The organism is Mesorhizobium sp. WSM4829 (assembly GCF_055811475.1).
Genome location: NZ_JBVVQJ010000010.1, coordinates 133298 through 148756, shown reverse-complemented (window position 1 = coordinate 148756; position 15459 = coordinate 133298). Strand labels below are relative to the sequence as shown.

19 protein-coding genes and 1 pseudogene are annotated in these 15459 nt (G+C 58.9%); 12 read left to right on the top strand and 8 right to left on the bottom strand.

What is annotated here, in order from left to right:
• Window positions 1-122: 122 nt before the first annotated feature.
• Window positions 123-923 carry an SDR family NAD(P)-dependent oxidoreductase gene (locus AC0L17_RS12750; protein WP_473516076.1) on the bottom strand — a complete coding sequence of 267 codons (801 nt, stop codon included), beginning with the start codon at window positions 921-923 and terminating at the stop codon, window positions 123-125.
• A gap of 171 nt (window positions 924-1094) precedes the next feature.
• On the opposite strand from AC0L17_RS12750, the gene AC0L17_RS12745 reads away from it, so the two are divergent.
• The gene (locus AC0L17_RS12745; RefSeq protein WP_473516075.1) at window positions 1095-1592 is read left to right on the top strand and encodes a MarR family winged helix-turn-helix transcriptional regulator; all 498 of its coding nucleotides are present in this window, start codon (window positions 1095-1097) and stop codon (window positions 1590-1592) included.
• Window positions 1593-1693: 101 nt separating this feature from the next.
• Entirely contained in the window at window positions 1694-2083 is a 390-nt protein-coding gene (locus AC0L17_RS12740) for a YkvA family protein (RefSeq protein WP_091590636.1), read from the top strand.
• A 48-nt stretch (window positions 2084-2131) separates the two neighbouring features.
• Here AC0L17_RS12740 and AC0L17_RS12735 read toward each other — a convergent pair whose 3' ends face one another.
• Window positions 2132-3358 (bottom strand): anion transporter, encoded by a 1227-nt coding sequence (locus tag AC0L17_RS12735; protein WP_473516074.1) that lies wholly within the window; start codon window positions 3356-3358, stop codon window positions 2132-2134.
• Between the two features lie 25 nt (window positions 3359-3383).
• Here AC0L17_RS12735 and AC0L17_RS12730 point away from each other — a divergent pair.
• Window positions 3384-3472: pseudogene (locus tag AC0L17_RS12730) on the top strand (transposase); the annotation flags it as partial.
• Between the two features lie 332 nt (window positions 3473-3804).
• Window positions 3805-5106 carry an Nramp family divalent metal transporter gene (locus AC0L17_RS12725; RefSeq protein ID WP_473516103.1) on the top strand — a complete coding sequence of 434 codons (1302 nt, stop codon included), beginning with the start codon at window positions 3805-3807 and terminating at the stop codon, window positions 5104-5106.
• Between the two features lie 318 nt (window positions 5107-5424).
• On the opposite strand, the gene AC0L17_RS12720 is transcribed toward AC0L17_RS12725, so the two are convergent.
• From AC0L17_RS12720 to AC0L17_RS12710, 3 genes are all read right to left on the bottom strand, one after another.
• Entirely contained in the window at window positions 5425-5625 is a 201-nt protein-coding gene (locus tag AC0L17_RS12720) for a hypothetical protein (RefSeq protein WP_023800633.1), read from the bottom strand.
• Window positions 5626-5694: 69 nt separating this feature from the next.
• On the bottom strand, window positions 5695-5994 hold the full coding sequence (locus AC0L17_RS12715; protein ID WP_023800634.1) for a DUF1236 domain-containing protein: 300 nt from the start codon (window positions 5992-5994) through the stop codon (window positions 5695-5697).
• Window positions 5995-6478: 484 nt separating this feature from the next.
• Window positions 6479-6718, bottom strand: a complete 240-nt coding sequence (locus AC0L17_RS12710; RefSeq protein ID WP_473516102.1) for a DUF982 domain-containing protein — start codon at window positions 6716-6718, stop codon at window positions 6479-6481.
• On the opposite strand from AC0L17_RS12710, the gene AC0L17_RS12705 reads away from it, so the two are divergent.
• From AC0L17_RS12705 to AC0L17_RS12695, 3 genes are all read left to right on the top strand, one after another.
• Window positions 6660-6785: a hypothetical protein gene (locus AC0L17_RS12705; protein ID WP_473516104.1), complete on the top strand. Its 126-nt coding sequence runs from the start codon at window positions 6660-6662 to the stop codon at window positions 6783-6785. The genes AC0L17_RS12710 and AC0L17_RS12705 overlap by 59 nt on opposite strands.
• A 255-nt stretch (window positions 6786-7040) precedes the next feature.
• Entirely contained in the window at window positions 7041-7463 is a 423-nt protein-coding gene (locus tag AC0L17_RS12700; protein WP_027152614.1) for a YidB family protein, read from the top strand.
• A 295-nt stretch (window positions 7464-7758) separates the two neighbouring features.
• Window positions 7759-8895, top strand: coding sequence for a tyrosine-type recombinase/integrase (locus AC0L17_RS12695; protein ID WP_473516073.1), 1137 nt, complete (start codon window positions 7759-7761; stop codon window positions 8893-8895).
• Between the two features lie 288 nt (window positions 8896-9183).
• Here AC0L17_RS12695 and AC0L17_RS12690 read toward each other — a convergent pair whose 3' ends face one another.
• Window positions 9184-9327, bottom strand: coding sequence for a hypothetical protein (locus AC0L17_RS12690; protein ID WP_287295261.1), 144 nt, complete (start codon window positions 9325-9327; stop codon window positions 9184-9186).
• A 98-nt stretch (window positions 9328-9425) separates the two neighbouring features.
• Between AC0L17_RS12690 and AC0L17_RS12685 the strand changes: the two genes are divergently transcribed.
• Window positions 9426-10082 carry a hypothetical protein gene (locus AC0L17_RS12685; RefSeq protein ID WP_473516072.1) on the top strand — a complete coding sequence of 219 codons (657 nt, stop codon included), beginning with the start codon at window positions 9426-9428 and terminating at the stop codon, window positions 10080-10082.
• Between the two features lie 496 nt (window positions 10083-10578).
• On the top strand, window positions 10579-11073 hold the full coding sequence (locus tag AC0L17_RS12680) for a hypothetical protein (protein ID WP_473516071.1): 495 nt from the start codon (window positions 10579-10581) through the stop codon (window positions 11071-11073).
• A 474-nt stretch (window positions 11074-11547) separates the two neighbouring features.
• Here AC0L17_RS12680 and AC0L17_RS12675 read toward each other — a convergent pair whose 3' ends face one another.
• A complete protein-coding gene (locus AC0L17_RS12675; RefSeq protein WP_473516070.1) occupies window positions 11548-11688 on the bottom strand; it encodes a hypothetical protein in 141 nt (46 codons plus the stop codon).
• 135 nt (window positions 11689-11823) lie between these two features.
• The gene (locus tag AC0L17_RS12670; RefSeq protein ID WP_473516069.1) at window positions 11824-12087 is read right to left on the bottom strand and encodes a hypothetical protein; all 264 of its coding nucleotides are present in this window, start codon (window positions 12085-12087) and stop codon (window positions 11824-11826) included.
• A 188-nt stretch (window positions 12088-12275) separates the two neighbouring features.
• On the opposite strand from AC0L17_RS12670, the gene AC0L17_RS12665 reads away from it, so the two are divergent.
• The 3 genes from AC0L17_RS12665 (at window position 12276) to AC0L17_RS12655 (ending at window position 15448) form a co-directional block, all read left to right on the top strand.
• Window positions 12276-12476 (top strand): helix-turn-helix transcriptional regulator, encoded by a 201-nt coding sequence (locus AC0L17_RS12665; RefSeq protein ID WP_287295255.1) that lies wholly within the window; start codon window positions 12276-12278, stop codon window positions 12474-12476.
• Between the two features lie 326 nt (window positions 12477-12802).
• Window positions 12803-13318 (top strand): hypothetical protein, encoded by a 516-nt coding sequence (locus tag AC0L17_RS12660; protein ID WP_473516068.1) that lies wholly within the window; start codon window positions 12803-12805, stop codon window positions 13316-13318.
• Complete coding sequence (locus tag AC0L17_RS12655; protein ID WP_473516067.1) at window positions 13319-15448, top strand: type IV secretory system conjugative DNA transfer family protein; 2130 nt, start codon at window positions 13319-13321, stop codon at window positions 15446-15448. It abuts the gene before it with no gap.
• The last annotated feature ends 11 nt before the right edge of the window (window positions 15449-15459 follow it).

Below are 15459 nucleotides of genomic sequence, written 5' to 3'. Positions count from 1 at the left end.
CGGCCGCCCGGGTCCCACTTTTCCCCCCGCCCCCCCCCCACCCCCCCGGCCCGGGGGCGGGCGCCGCCCCCCCCCCCCGCCCCGCGCCCCCCCCCCGGCGCGCGCGGGGGGCTCGGGCGGCGTCAGGCCGCCTGGTAGCGAGGCGCCGGGTCGCCGGTCTGCGTCGCGGCGAACAGGGTGGCGCGGGCGGCGTCATAGGTCTCCCACAGCGCGCGGTCGTGGACCGACGGCAGCGTGATGGCTTCACCCTGATCGAAGCCTGCCAGGGCCGCATCGACCATGTCTTCCGCGGTCATCACCACTGCCGGGTCGAACGCTGAAAGCGGCATGCCGGCGAACTCGTAGAATTCGGTGGCGGTCGCGGCAGGAAGAACGAGCTGCAGCCTGACGCCGGTTCCGGCAAGCTCCTCCTGCAGGCCACGGCTGAAGTTCACCACATAACCCTTGGTGCCGCTGTAGAGGGAGGTGATCGGCAGCGAGTGCAGCGCCAGGACCGAGGCTATGTTGATTATCGTCCCGGCGTTGCGCGACAGGAATGCCGGCAGCGCCGCTCGCGTCAGGCGCGTCAGCGCCGTGATGTTGAGCGCGATTGTCGACGCGGCATTCTCGTCTGACGTGTTTATCGTCGATCCGAGCGTGCCGTTGCCGGCGTTGTTCACAAGCAGGGTGATGGCGGCGTTGGTGGCGAGCACCTTCTCGACACGCGCCAAGCCCTCCTCCTTGGTCAGGTCGGCGCCGATCACCTCGACCTTGGCGCCATAGGCCCGCGACAGCTTTGCCGAGAGGGTTTTCAGGCGTTCGGCGCGGCGCGCCACGAGCACAAGATCATAACCACGGGCAGCGAGGCGGTCGGCATAGACTGCGCCGATGCCGGCGGAGGCGCCGGTGACGACGGCGATCGGCTTGGAAGCGGAGTTCGACATGGGTTATCTCCTGAACGTTGAGGGCTCAAAAGTTGAGCGCTCAACCAATTAGCCAAATCTGCGCCCCTTTGCAATGCTTCAGCCCTCAACTATTTTGTAAGGATGAAAAAAGCAGTCGAATCGTTCGCATCGCTAAAAGGTCGGGGTGAGCCAGACGCGGAAGCGCCCGGCATGCCGAACGATTTCGTCTGCATCAATTCGTCGCTGCGCCGTGCGGCGCGGCGGCTTGGCCAGTTGTATGACGTGGCGTTGGTCCCAACCGGGCTGACGTCAACGCAAACCCTTCTGCTCGGCCAGATCGATGGGCTCGCGGCCGCTTACGGCGAGGACGGGCCGACGCTGCAGGTCCTCGCCGGCCGCCTGGCGATCCAGATCTCAGCGCTGACGCATGCCCTGCGGCCGCTTGTGCGCGACGGTCTGGTCGAGGTCCGCCACGATACCCACGATCGGCGAACCAAGCATGCTGTGCTGACGCCGCTCGGCAAGGCGCGATACCAGCAGGCATATGTCGTGTGGGTCGAGGCCAACCGGCGCGTCGAGGCGATTTTGGGGGCGGCCGCGGCCGAAAAGCTGAGGAGCCTCGCCGACGTTGTCGCCTCGCAGGACTTTCTCGACGCCTATGTTTCGGGCGCGAAGCCGCCGAGCAGCACCGAATCGTCGGAGTGTTAAAGCGCCGCGCGCCCTTTGGGACGCGCTATGGACGGTCTGGTTTTGCGCGACCGGCAACCGCTCGGATGCAGGCGGACGACAATCTGTGCTAAAGTGACCCTATGAAAGCATGGCTGGAAGCGGCAAAAAGCCGGGCCCGCGACATCAAGCTTGATGTCGTCGCCCTGTGGTTCGCCGCACGCGATCCTCAAGTGCCCTGGTTTGCAAAGTTCGTTGCCGGAATGGTAGCCGCCTATGCGCTTTCCCCAATCGACCTGATCCCGGATTTCATTCCGGTGCTCGGTTACCTCGACGACCTGATCATCGTACCGCTCGGCGTAATCCTGGCCATAAGGCTTGTTCCGCCGCCGCTGATGGACGAGTTTCGAGCGCGGGCGGCCGCGCTCGAAACTCACCCGCAAAGCAGGACAGGAATGTTCTTTGTCGTGGCGCTCTGGCTGGCTTTGGCAGCTTTGCTGATCTGGGCGTTCTGGCCCACCCACGCCAAATAGTCCGATCAGGCTTGCACCTGAAGCCGCCTTGCCTGCTGCGCCGGCGGCCTAAAACCCAAGCGCCAGCCACGCCGTCCCGGCAAGCAGCGTAACCAGCGTCAGCGGCAGCCCGACCTTGAAGAAGGCGGCGAACGACAGATGCGTGCCGGAGACCCGCGCGTACTCGGCGACGATCAGATTGGCCACCGAGCCGAGCAGCGTGAAGTTGCCGGCCAGCGTCGAGCTCATCGCCACGACCAGCCAAGCGCGCTCGGGGTCTTCCAGGCCGGGTATGAACGGCCGCAGCGCCAGCACGGCCGGAACATTGCTCATGATGTTGGACAGCACCGCGGTGAAGCCTGACAGCCGCCAGACGTCGTCCAGCCCGAGGCCTTTTGCCGAGGCTATGATGTCGGGCGTGAGCAGCGTCTTCTCGGCGCCGGCGACGACGATGAACAGGCCGGCGAACATGAACAGCAGCGGCCCGTCGATCTCGCGGTAGATGCGCGCCGGCTTTATGGCACGGGTCACGAGAAGAATGGCCCCGCCGATGAGCGCCGCCTTGGCGACCGGAACACCGGCAAAGAAGGCGATCGCCAGTCCGATGCAGACCACCACCGCCTTGAGTACCTGGCCGGGCAACATGCGGCCGCGATAGACTTCGGGGCTGAGCTCGGCCTTGCGCGCGAACTCGGCGCGATAGACGATGCGCACGATGACAACGACGGCAACGAGGCCGAACAGCGCGACCGGCGCCAGGGCCGCCGAAAAGGCCGGATAGGAAATCCCCGACAGCGCGCCGATGACCATATTCTGCGGGTTGCCGGTGATGGTGGCGACACTGCCGCAATTCGACGCCGTGGCGGTGGCGATCAGATAGGGGACAGGGTTGCGGTTGATGACGCGGGTAACGTGGACGACGATCGGCGCCATGACCAGGCAGATCGCGTCGTTGACCAGGAACGCTGACAGAACGCCGGTCAGCAGCGTCACCATCACCAGCAGCATGAACGGCGCGTGCGCGTGCTCGATGGCGACGGCGCCGAGCGCGCGAAAAGCGCCCGACACTTTCAGATGCGCCACGACGATCATCATGCCGAGCAGCAGCGTAATGGTGTCGAAATTGATGGCACGGTAGGCATCCTCCAGGCTGAGCGCGCCGATGGCGATCATCGACGCACCGCCGAGCAGCGCGATGCCTGCCCGGTCGAGGCGCAAGCCGGGGAACCTGCCGACGGCGACGCCGGCATAGGTCAGGATCAGGATCAGCAGTGCCGCCGCGCCCATCAAAGTCATTCGTGGAAAAGCCCCGTTCAGATCCGCCCTGCCCCAGGCCCTAAGGGCAGCCGGCGCAAGCTGTGATTCCTGCCGCCATACTCACCCGAACTCAATCCGATCGAGCGAGCCTTTTGGCAACATCAAAGATTGATGTGACGCGCACGGCGTCGAACCATTGGCGCACATCGGCCAACAGACAATCACACCGGCAGAATATCTCGTAAAACGTTGGGTAGGGTTCCGTCAAAAGATGAAAGGTTTGGAAGAGGCCCAAGCTCATCGAAATCGTGGGCTCTATCATGCCCTGAACACTCGGCTGACGCGGGGAACAAGCAGCCGATTGCGGAGTTGGAACGGCGGTAGAGGTTTGCCGGTATGAGACCCACTCCCGTGCTGCAGTACATTTATAGGATAATTGCTCGCGACGTTTTTCTCGTGCTTGCGCGTGACGCTCTTTGCGCGGCGTGGCCGCAATGACGCAGCGCGATCGTAACGCCACTTCACCACGGGAAGACAAGAAGGACGGCATAGGGCGAGCACTTGGACTCGGCCTTATCACCGGCGCCGCCGACGACGATTGCTCGGCGATCGGCACCTATGCAAGTGCCGGCGCGCGCTTTGGCCCGGACCTGCTTTGGACCGCTCCTGTAACGCTGCCGATGATGTACACGGTCGTGTATCTCTCGTCGAAGCTTGGACAGGTTTCGGGCCGCGGCCTCTTTCATGCGATCAAGGACTTCTATCCCCGATGGCTGCTCTGGGCTGTCCTTGTGGGCGTGCTGATCGGCAACACGATCGAAGCAGCCGCCGATCTCGGCGGCATGGCTGCATCCATCAACATCTTCCTTCCTGTTCCGATCCCCCTCATTGTGATTGTAGTCGCGGCCGCGATCTTTGCTCTCCAGCTTTGGGGCTCTTACACGCTCATACGCAACATCTTCCGCTGGCTTGCGCTGGCCCTGCTTGCCTATGTCGGCTCGGCCATCATGGCGAAGCCGGATGCGGCAGCCGTGCTGTGGGGAACCCTTGTTCCGAAGATCCAGTTCAGCCGCGAGTTCCTGTCCATTCTGGTGGCCATCATCGGCACCACCCTTTCAGCCTATCTCTACACCTGGCAGTCGAATGAGGAGGTGGAGGAAGAGATTGCCGAGGGGAGAACGACGCTGAGGAAGCGCAAGGGCGCCACCGACGGTGAACTGCGCCGCTCCCGCCGCGATATCCTGATCGGCATGATTTTTTCCAACCTCATCATGTACTTCATCATCCTGTCGACAGGGTCTACGCTCTATGAAGCCGGTGAGCACGACGTCGAGACCGCCGCTCAAGCAGCCGAAGCTCTCAAGCCGCTCGCTGGCGCAGCCGCTGGCGTACTGTTCGCGGCCGGCGTGATCGGGGTCGGGTTCCTTGCCGTTCCGGTCATGACGACAGGTGCGGCATACGATCTGGCGCAGGCGGTTGGATGGGAGCACAGCCTTCATGCCAAGCCGCGTGAGGCGCCAAAGTTCTATATCGCGATCGGCGCCTTCACGCTGATTGCTGTTGGCCTGAATTTCCTGGGTTTCAACCCAATGAAGGCGCTCGTCTGGTCCGGTATCGTGCAGGGTTTTTCCACGCCGCCACTGCTTCTTCTTATCATGCTGATGACGAACAACCGGCGGATCATGGGAGACAAGGTCAACAGCCGGACAACCAACGCCCTGGGATGGGCTACTACGATCGCAATCTTTTCCGCCTCTTTGGGGCTGGTGGCGACCTGGTTTATCTAGGTCACCATGACACTCGCGCTCGAGTCCGGCAATTCGAGCTCACTTTCAATGAAGGAGTTGGCAATGAAGGAGTTGGTCTGCACATCTGCCGCAGCTACCGCGCTCCCGGCGGCATGGCCAAGTGCGCGTGCTTCTGGAAGATCGCAATCTTGTCGGGATAGGTAATGCGGATCTCGCGTCCGCATCCCTCGCACTTGTAATGGGAAACGACCTGAAACCAGCGGCCGTTCTTGATGATGGTAAAGTTGCACTGCGGGCATTGGAAAGTCAGGCCAACAGAGAATAGGCTGGGAGACAGGGACATTGCAGCACTTCTTGTCAGTCCGGCGGATCGACGACGAAGGATGCGGCAATCAAATCGTCGGCATCGATTCTGCCCTTGCCGTCCTCCAGGACTGCTGCGACCTTTCGAAAGGTCTTCAGTTCGTTTTCGGTAATCCGGGCGCCGCGCATCCTCTCAGCGAGGTCAGCCACGCGTATTCGCAGCGCCTGCGACGCTCCAATCTCACGGTTCGACATGGTGATCACATTCCTCGTCGCTCGACTTCCCGCCGCACCCTTTCGGCACGGCGGGTCCAGTCGCTTAGCTCATTCGATGACTTTGATGATCTTGCGCGTGCCCGGGTCAACCACAACGGTCCGGTTGTCGACCACCACGTAGCGGTATTTTGTGTCGGGGACTTCATGAAGTTCGACGGTTTCGGGCAAGGTTGAGCCGATATTGAGCTCCACTCCAGGGATTTTCACCGATGCCAGCGGCTGCTTTTTGACATATTCCCTGATGACGGTCTCCTGTTCAGGCTCGATGACTACGTCCTGAGCGGCAGCGGCGCCGATACCGGCCAGCAACAGAAACCCAGCGGCTGCAGTGGAAAGACGCATACTCATAGGTGCCTCCTTTATGTGAGCTCTATTGCGCTGAACGGCATCGTCTTCGCGCCAGGCTCACCAAACCTCAGGCAGCCGCAAACGTTCCTTGGTTGGGCTTCGGTCTGATTCGAGACGGGACCTAAGTCTCACCTGTTTTCGCGTAATAGCCCGGATACCCCGCCACCCGGAAGTGCGGCTGCTCGTAGCAGTTGCTAGCTGTGAGCTCACGCAAGGAGCCGATGGAAAAGAGCGTCCACCAAGCCCGCTGGTTACTCGCTGCGGTCTTCGCCGTCTCCATCACGTTCCTTGCGAACAGTCGTTGGCCAGGGAACCGGCCGGACTTTGACGATTGGACCAAGAATCGAGATCTGCGCAGCTACGTCCCTTCCTGCGCTGATAAGGACTACCCGCCATTCCTCATTTGGCGGGTGGTCCACAATCACGGCCAAGTCCACCCGGGCGAGGCCTGTCAGCGGTTCAAGGTCGCGAGGGCAGCATCACCTCACATCAGGTCTTCGGCAACTCCGTCGAATTTCCTGAGGCCTGCGCTTGGAGGCTTTTGCCTGAGAAGGCCCTGTTCAGATGCGGCCGCCTCGAAAGCAGCGAGCGCAGCTTGATGACTGCAATGTCCGGCCAGGCACTCCTCGATCATTCGGATCGCTTCAAGTCGGGACGACTTATCCATGGATGGCCATGGTTGCCTCAGCGCTTTCGCAGCGTCGGCTATCGACGCGATCGCCATCGCTTTGCCATTCAAGGTGATTGAAATCGGGGTGAACGCCGTCATTTTTAAAGCTCGCCGGGATTGAAGGCGGCTAAACGCAAAGACAAGGCAGTGGTTGCATGGTTGTGAATTCAGAGCGCCGCTGTCCGAAACGATCGAGGCTGAACACGCACGTCCGATAGCCTTGATCGTTTCGGCGGCGCCCGCGCTGAAGTCCTGCCTGGATTCGACCGGGAAGCCCCATCGTCCTTAACCGAACTGAAAACCAGCCCAGCAGCAAATACCGTGGAACCTTTCAAAGCCGCATGCCTTGTCCGTTCTTCATGGAAGGAGGTGCGAAATGAGCCTTGACATAGGAAAAGTCGCCATAGCCTTGCTTGGCCTGCTTGCCTACAAGAACAGGGACAAGATCGGCGAGTTAATCGCCGGTAGGAACTCGACAGATGCCAAAAACGCTGGCTCCACCGGCGGGCTCGGCGACATCCTGGAGCGTCTCAAGAATGCGGGGGCGGGCGATCAAGTCGATTCTTGGGTTGGTACAGGATCGAATCGCCCCGTTCAGCGCGACCAGGTCGAGAAAGCGATCGACCCGCAAACGTTGAGCGATCTCGCCGAGCAAACCGGATTGTCCCGCGAGGAACTTCTCGACCGGCTCACAAGTGAACTGCCCGACGCAGTGGACAAGCTTACTCCCGACGGCCAGATGCCTGTGAGTAAAGGTCCAAATCTCCTCGACGAGGCACCTGGAGCCAGTCGCACTTAGCACCAGGCTGAAAAATGAAAGCCCGCGCCTCCGGGCGAGGACGCGGGCCGATCAGCGCATCGCCTATACTAGCCCAGAATGGACCCTGAAAATGCTGGCGATCCCGACAGGATTCGAACCTGTGACCATCGGCTTAGAAGTTCGAAGAGGGGCCTGCACATAGCTGAACATGCTTTCCAAAAAACCTATATATTTCAATGCCTTTTAGTGCTACTATGCTCATAGTTGAACATGGAAACCCGCCGCTACAACCCTCATTTCTGAGCCTATAGCGAGCCTTGAACGGGAGCTTGGCATGAGACTAACCGACATCTCAGTACGGGCGCTCCCGTTTGGGCAGGCGCAAAAAACATACACCGATGACACACTCGCCGGCTTTGGTGTTCGGGTCTCGAAGACCGCCAAGACGTTTGTGGTCGTCCATGGTCCGACGCGCGAGCGTATCACGATCGGCCGTTTTCCGATCATCAGCCTATCGGACGCTCGGCAGGAGGCAAAGCGCCTCCTTGCTGAACGGACGCTTGGAAAGCGCCGACCGAAGGTTATGACATACAACGACGCCAAAGCCGCATATCTTGAGATGTCAGAGCAGAAGAACCGTCCACGCACGCACAAGGACTACCAGCGGTTCCTCGACAGCTTCGCATTCGGCAAGACCCACATGGCCGACATCACGAAGCACGATATTAAAAAGCGCCTCGACAAGCGCAAGCACTCGCCGACGCAGTACGATCAAGCACTGCGGGCGGTAAAGACGTTCTTCACGTGGGCGGTCAGGCAGGACTACATCGCACACAGTCCGTGCGAAGGATTGCAAGCCCCGAAGGCTGGCACATCGCGCACCCGCGCGCTTTCCGCCGAGGAATTGGGCACGGTCCTCGCAACGGGCCTCCAAGGCCCCTACCCGTTCGGCAACATAGTCGCTTTGTGCATTCTCACCGGCCAGCGTCGAGGTGAGATTGCAAGGCTTGAGTGGGAATGGATAGATCGCACAAAGCAAACGATAACCCTTCCCGCGACGGTCACAAAGAACAAGCGCGAGCATACGTTCCCGTATGGGGATATGGCAGAGCGGGTGCTTGAAGCGATCCCGATCATCGACAACGCACAATACCTTTTCCCGGCCGCGCGTGACTCGGGGCGGCGCATGAAAGCGACCGTTTTCAACGGGTGGAGCAAGGCAAAGCGGCTGTTCGACAAGCGCCTTGAGGAAGTTGAGCCCTTCACGCTTCACGATCTACGCCGGACGCTTAGCACCTGCATGGCGTCGCTCGGCATCGAGCAGATCGTCGTCGAAAAATTGCTCAACCACGTATCCGGCGGAACCCAATCGCCGATTGCCCAGGTATACAACCGCCATTCATATTCGAAGGAAATGCGCGAGGCCATACAGACGTACGAAGACTACCTCGCCAAGCTCTTGAAGAATTGATACAGGGCATCCTGGGCCTTTCGGTGCACGGCTCCAAACGATTGAGCTACACGACCGAGTCACCAAAAGTGCCGCTCCTCCCCACCTACGAACTGACCACCACCGTGCTGTGACCCCTGCGATATCCTCCAGTTGAGGCTAGAGTCCGGACCGAAGGATGGCACGGGCACCAATGTGCCGCTCGCCAACCAGTCAGGGTTGATGAGTTTGGCGCATCGGTAGCGCATTGCTGGATAGCGCTAGCCTTATCGTCGACGACCTCATGAATTTATGACGACGTTGTAGCGGCTATTTCTTTTTCTTGTTCGCCGCTTGCGTGAGCACTGAGCCAGCCAGCCTCCTACTTTCAGCGGGCGTTGGCTTCTTCGCGCCACTCAGCACTTTGCCTGCCAGCTTAGCCAATTTCGGCGAGGACTTTTCGTTCTTTGCCATAGAGGCATCCTTTCAGCGACTCAGAGGATGGTATATTAGCACGCGAAAAGAATTGCATAGCTTAGCCAGACAGCGGTTTTCCACCGAAAGGCACAGTAGTGAAGAAGCGACGGCGATGGGACAACTGCGCATTGTGTGGCGAGTATCGCCTCACGACACGCGAACATGTTGTCCCGCGCGGTCTCTATCCGTTGTCCAAGGCGACAAGCCCTGTTCAGCGGATCACAATTGCAGCTTGCTTCGGGTGCAATAACGGCACCTCAGACGATGACGTGCATTTCCGCAATGTGATTGTCATGTCTGGCGACGCGAACCCCAGCGTCCGAGAGGTTTGGGAAGGCCCGATAAGAAGAAGCCTTGAAAAGGTCGACGGCCACCGTCGCGCGCTCGATGTCTTCAAGCTTATGAAGCCGGTCCCAGAACTCGATGGGGATCGTTACAAGATTTATCCAGGGCACGATCCACGCATACTGCGTACCGTACGGAAGATCGTGCGCGGGCTCATCAACCATCATGGACTTCCGCCCGTCTATGAAAACGACGCAGTACAGGTGGATGTGGTTACTGAGCCTATTCCGCCTGAGCTTCTGTCAGAGATGACGACAGCACATGCTGAGACGGACATCCTGGCATATGGATATGTGGAAGAGGTCGTAGATGCGGAGCAACATTCCGTATGGTTGTTGAGCTTCTATGAACGGACGCTATTCCTAGCGATCGTCGGTAAAAGCCAGCCTCTTTCGTCGCCGCAATGAATGTCTTGAAAGCCCCAGCGCAGGAAGGGTCGAAGACAAGCCTACCCGGCGCTAAGCGGGGTCGGTAGGAGGAACGGTCGGGGAAGAAAGCCGCCCGAAGTAGCGGCATCCGATCAAGGCACCCCTCATGCACCAGGAGGCGTGGAGAAACATCCGGTGGCGAGTGTGCGTGGCGTGACGAATGAGAAGTTGGTGCCCAGGAACCTCGGCATCGAAGCAGGGGCGGTCCCGTTCATGATGTCCGTGTACAACTTTCACTGCGCACGTTCGTCTAGTGGTGAAAATCTGACGCTTGGTACCCGATGCGGAAGGCGCCTTCCGACCCTTCTCCGCCTTCCTTCCAAGCAGTCCTGCGGCAAGACCTGACGCCAGAGCAGACATTCGCTTGAGCGGGTCATTTGGGTTTCCTCCCGCGTTCATCGAAGGATAATGTTGCGCGGCCGTCGATTTGGGTGGAGAGTAAAGAAACCCCAGATATAATCCGATGGAGGCGACGATGCCCTTTTCTTTCCGTCCGGACGCTGCAAGCGACTCAAACCAAGTGTTCGCCCCGCCGTTTCCTGATCTTCTCGCTCTTTTTTCGTTTCGGATGCGACGGGATGATGCGGCGGGTCACGTTTATATTTCCGGTTTCGTGCGGAACGTTGGAAATGCGCCGGTTCGGAAGCCGTTCGTGGTTGCGCTTGGCGTAACCATCCGTCAAGAGACTCAAAACGGAATGGAGATTCTATACTCCTCCGAGAAAAGAATATCGATAAACGAGTATATAGGTTCAGGTGATCAGATCATCACTCCGGAGGCGCGGGTGCCGCTGAGATATCGCGATGAAGGGAACGCGCGGTACACAATTGAGATGATTGTTGACCTTGAAAATGACATTGCTGAGTTAACGTCGAGAAACAACCGAAGCTCAATAGATTGGTATTTCTATCGAAATGCCGCATTGGAGAAGGATGCTGAGACGATATTCATCGACAATCTCACGCAGTAAAAGATGTAATAAAATCCGGCGCCGCCGTCTTTTGTACGGATAAACGGACTGTCGTGCCTCGTGTAGGTGTCAGCGCCACCTGGGCTTGCGGCCGCGCCGCCTAGAGATGAAATGCGGATGCCGAAGCAGTGCCGGCACCGATGAAGGTCGGATCGATCCATTCACCGTCCATGTGCCTATGGCAGCAATCTTGCGCTCTTTGCTCCGTTCCGGTAGCCGCCTCAAAACGGCGAACTTCCACCCTGAGCGGGCTTACCACTCCGGCACCGAGCGTTAGATTTTAACCACTAGGTTGGGATATATAGGAAAGCGAAGAAGTGGGCGAAGCGCACCCGCATCGACATGTCTTCAGATAGAACTTGGCTGGAGAATTCTTTCGAAAACTTGGTTTGCACCTCGACGAGCCTTCTCCGATTCATAGGTGTTATTCAAGTAGGTGATGACGCCCTTGCCGGCCTCTGAGCGAGCGAGTTTTCAGGGGTTTTTCGTGTCATTGCGCTCCGGACGAGAAGACCACCAGCGCCACAGAAAAAGTCCAACGCCGCCGAGGAGCGTCAGGATGGCGGCGAGGTTAGCGCCGTCTTGAAGGTACTCGCTGTAGATGCCTGCGGACATAACCGCTCCTTTCGTGCAGGGCACCGAAAAGGGCGGTGCTGGCACTATATACAAAGAATTTGGCGAGGTGATCACGTCGTCTCGACAAATTGCCATCCTATATATCTGATTTTGCAACGAATAAATATTTTTGCGCTACTTTGCGCCCACGGCATTGATGTATCCTCTGCCGTAACGGTGGAGGATAACCCATACCGAACCGGCAAGGTCGACGACGAGGCCAATGAGTATCGTGTCTTCTGGGAGCGCGACGACGATAAATCCGGCTGCGGTGAAGATGAGACCGACGAAGCTCGTTCGCGATGCGATCGGAATCGACTCCTTCGGCAACTCCTTGGGCTGGCTACCGAAATCGAAGGCGACGAGGGCGGAGAGGATTAGGCCTCCGCATCCCAGCAAATAGCGCGCTCGACTATGAACGTGGTTATGACGCCATCCGCCGATACACAAAGAGCTGAGCGAAAGGCGTAGGAATCGATGCCTACGAAGCGTATCTCGCCAAGCTCTTGAAGAATTGATAGCCTGTTCTCGCCAATTGGATTGTCGTCCATTGGGCATCGCGATGCTCCCAAACAGGAGCTTCCGCGATGAGGTGCATAAGCTGGAGAGAACTGAAAACCATCGTTCCGTATTCCAGACAGCATATTAGCCGCCTTGAACAGGCCAAACAGTTCCCCTTGCGGGTTACTCTCGGCCCGTGCCGGGTGTGCTGGATACTCGATGAAGTACGGGCCTGGCTTCAGGAACGCATTGACAGCAGATCACTCACCGACACTCCTGACCATTGATCAGGAGCGGCCCCCGGCATCCAAACCGGGGGCTTTTTTGTGCGCACGATGAGCGACATAATCTACCTCGATCCTGCGGATACGAGTGTGCCGCCTGTATCCCCATCCCGCGTCGAAACCTATCCTCACACATAGGGCAACGCCCCGACTCACGGCGTCGCAATTATCGGCGAGCACTTTCTGTGACTTCACTGTCTTTCCTCCTCCAGCAACATCGAAGCGCAGTTGTGAAAGATAGACGATTGCGTTGCTGATTGAGTAGCTATCCTTGACGCCACTGCCATCTACCCGCTTCAATGCTGAATTGTATCGGACAGGGGGATGCAATGAAGCTCTTATTCAAACGTGAACAGTCACAGGGCCAGACCGGCACAGTGAAATTCAAGCTCTGGGGCAAGGTCGAGCTCGAAGAGCAGGAGGACGAAATCATTCGTCGCTACGCATTCGACAAGGCGGTCTTGATCGATGCCTTCCAGCCGGAGCTTATGCGCAGATCGGCCTATGTCGGAGCGACAGCCTTTGTCGTCGCCCTCGCTATCGTATCTTTAGCGGTGAGCTTCTCGTTTGCCATCTTCCTTGCGCTCTTTGCTGGCGCTGGCGCCGGGTATTTCTACTACGACCGCAAACGCGACACCGTCTTTGTCCGCGACCTCATGCATGGCCGCTATTTCTCGTGCGACAGCGTCGTTGAACTCGCGCGCAAGGAAGCCTGGCTTGGCAACATCACCGCGTATTTGCGTCAGGTCATGGAAAGCGCCAAGCATTGGGGCGGTACCGAAACCGTGCCGATCCCGGTTCTTGCCAAGGAGGACGCCAAGGAACTGATCGTTCGGAGGCAGTAGATGCTGCATCTCGGTCCGCGGCTCCACGCCTTCGTCTACGGCCTCTTTCGCCAACGCGATGAAGCCGTCGTGCGCGAGCTTCACGCGCGCGTCGAGAGGATGTTCGCAGCACACGATCTCGACAGAACAGACGGTAAAGAAGCGTTGGCGCTCGCGATCGCCGAGGACGTGCTGTCGCGATTCGAGGAGCCGGCAGAGGCTGCACAAGGGGAGCTTGCCGCGCTCGCGCTGGCGATGTTCGACTATGAGGACATGTTCGTCTTGCCGCAGATTAACTGGTCAGAACGGCGGTCGGTTGCGGAGTGGTGGGAGCTCAAGGATCAGCTCATCGCGCAGAAGGCGCTGCTGGAAAGTTTTGCAGCCACGCGCGAGCACATCGCGGATGTGCTGCTTGCTTGTATCGCGAGCACTGCTGCGGCTCTGCCGGCTGAGATCGAACGCCCGAGCCGACGCGGCGGCATCACCGTGGAGACATCGAAGCTTGATATGCTGCCTGATGTCGGGGGTGTGGTCGAATCGATCATCGCGGCCTTCTTCGATGAAGCCATTGAGCGAGCCGATCTCTTTAAACGTCATCGCAAGCGCCTGGAGGCCAATTTGATCATCGCGTCCGGCGGCAATCCCTCGGACCCGAAGCATTTTTCCCGTGCGCCGAAACTGCCCTCAAAATCCGATATCCATAACCGGCAGGAACTGATCGAGACGTATCTTCGCGGCACACCGCTGCGGCAATTGTTCAAAGGTGCGATCGATTTCACGATCCCGCAGAGCGCCCGCTTCGAGCACCACCACATTGTCGCCGGCACCGGCCATGGCAAGACCCAGACCCTTCAATATCTCATCGTAAACGACCTTGCCGCTGTCGAACGAGGCGAAGCGTCTGTGGTCGTGCTCGATAGCCAGGGCGACCTCATCAATACCATCTCCAATCTGGAACTTTTCGCGCCAGGCGGACCATTGCACGACCGCATCTGCATCATTGATCCGACCGACGTTGAATACCCCGTCTCGCTCAACCTGTTCGATGTGGGCCTAGAACGGCTCGACAAATACTCACAGTTGGACCGCGAGCGGCTGACCAACTCCATCCTTGAACTCTACGATTTCGTCCTCGGCTCGCTTCTGTCGGCCGAGATGACGCAGAAGCAGAATGTGATCTTCCGCTACGTGACACGGCTCATGCTGCACATACCGGGGGCCACAATCCACACGCTGCGCGAGTTGATGGAGCCAGGTAGCCACATCCGTTTTGCCGAAAACATCGCCACCTTGACGGGTACAGCCCGTCAGTTCTTCGAAACCGAATTCACGTCGAAGGAATTCGACCAGACGAGAAAACAGGTGCTGCGCCGTCTGTGGGGGATTCTCGAAAACCAGACGTTTGAGCGGATGTTTTCGCATCCGCGCTCGAAGCTCGATCTCTACTCGGAAATGAACAGCGGCAAGGTCATCTTGATCAACACGGCAAAGGATCTGTTGAAGGAATCCGGCACGGAGATCTTCGGCCGCTTTTTCATAGCGCTCATCGCTCAAGCCGCGCAGGAACGGGCGGTCTTACCCGAGCACACGAGAATGCCGACCTTCGTCTATATCGACGAGGCCGCCGACTACTTTGACCGCAATGTCGGCCTGATCCTTTCCCAGGCACGTAAATTCAAGATCGGTATGGTGCTCGCGCACCAGTACCTCGGACAACTCGACCCGAAGCTCCTGGAGGCGTTTTCGTCAAATACGTCGGTCAAGTTTGCCGGCGGCGTTTCCAACAAGGATGCCCGAGCGCTGGCGACGATGATGGCGTGTGACGCGGGGCTGATTGAAGCGCAGCCCAAGGGATCATTTGCGGCGTACGTGCGCGGCGTCACCAAGTCGGCGCTCCCGCTGCGGTTCCCGTTTGGCCGTATGGAAGCAATGCCGCGAATGACGCATGACGAGCGTGGCACCTTGCAAAGCGTGATGCGGGCGAAATACGCAGTCCATTATTCCGAACTTGATGGTGCGCCGAAGGGCGACGGCGCTGAGCCGGATGACGCCAACAAGCCGGGTAGCGCATCGCAGAGAAAGGAAAGTCCGAAAAAGCCGCCGACCAACGATTCCGACTCTTCGGATATCGCAGCCTCGCCGGAATGGTGACGCAGACACAT

Excerpts from the sequence above, each read along its gene's own strand:
- AC0L17_RS12750 (WP_473516076.1), bottom strand. The coding sequence starts at position 923 with ATGTCGAACTCCGCTTCCAAGCCGATCGCCGTCGTCACCGGCGCCTCC.
- AC0L17_RS12745 (WP_473516075.1), top strand. The coding sequence starts at position 1,095 with ATGCCGAACGATTTCGTCTGCATCAATTCGTCGCTGCGCCGTGCGGCG.
- AC0L17_RS12740 (WP_091590636.1), top strand. The coding sequence starts at position 1,694 with ATGAAAGCATGGCTGGAAGCGGCAAAAAGCCGGGCCCGCGACATCAAG.
- AC0L17_RS12735 (WP_473516074.1), bottom strand. The coding sequence starts at position 3,358 with ATGACTTTGATGGGCGCGGCGGCACTGCTGATCCTGATCCTGACCTAT.
- AC0L17_RS12720 (WP_023800633.1), bottom strand. The coding sequence starts at position 5,625 with ATGTCGAACCGTGAGATTGGAGCGTCGCAGGCGCTGCGAATACGCGTG.
- AC0L17_RS12715 (WP_023800634.1), bottom strand. The coding sequence starts at position 5,994 with ATGAGTATGCGTCTTTCCACTGCAGCCGCTGGGTTTCTGTTGCTGGCC.
- AC0L17_RS12705 (WP_473516104.1), top strand. The coding sequence starts at position 6,660 with ATGGATGGCCATGGTTGCCTCAGCGCTTTCGCAGCGTCGGCTATCGAC.
- AC0L17_RS12710 (WP_473516102.1), bottom strand. The coding sequence starts at position 6,718 with ATGGCGATCGCGTCGATAGCCGACGCTGCGAAAGCGCTGAGGCAACCA.
- AC0L17_RS12700 (WP_027152614.1), top strand. The coding sequence starts at position 7,041 with ATGAGCCTTGACATAGGAAAAGTCGCCATAGCCTTGCTTGGCCTGCTT.
- AC0L17_RS12695 (WP_473516073.1), top strand. The coding sequence starts at position 7,759 with ATGAGACTAACCGACATCTCAGTACGGGCGCTCCCGTTTGGGCAGGCG.
- AC0L17_RS12690 (WP_287295261.1), bottom strand. The coding sequence starts at position 9,327 with ATGGCAAAGAACGAAAAGTCCTCGCCGAAATTGGCTAAGCTGGCAGGC.
- AC0L17_RS12680 (WP_473516071.1), top strand. The coding sequence starts at position 10,579 with ATGCCCTTTTCTTTCCGTCCGGACGCTGCAAGCGACTCAAACCAAGTG.
- AC0L17_RS12675 (WP_473516070.1), bottom strand. The coding sequence starts at position 11,688 with ATGTCCGCAGGCATCTACAGCGAGTACCTTCAAGACGGCGCTAACCTC.
- AC0L17_RS12665 (WP_287295255.1), top strand. The coding sequence starts at position 12,276 with ATGAGGTGCATAAGCTGGAGAGAACTGAAAACCATCGTTCCGTATTCC.
- AC0L17_RS12660 (WP_473516068.1), top strand. The coding sequence starts at position 12,803 with ATGAAGCTCTTATTCAAACGTGAACAGTCACAGGGCCAGACCGGCACA.
- AC0L17_RS12655 (WP_473516067.1), top strand. The coding sequence starts at position 13,319 with ATGCTGCATCTCGGTCCGCGGCTCCACGCCTTCGTCTACGGCCTCTTT.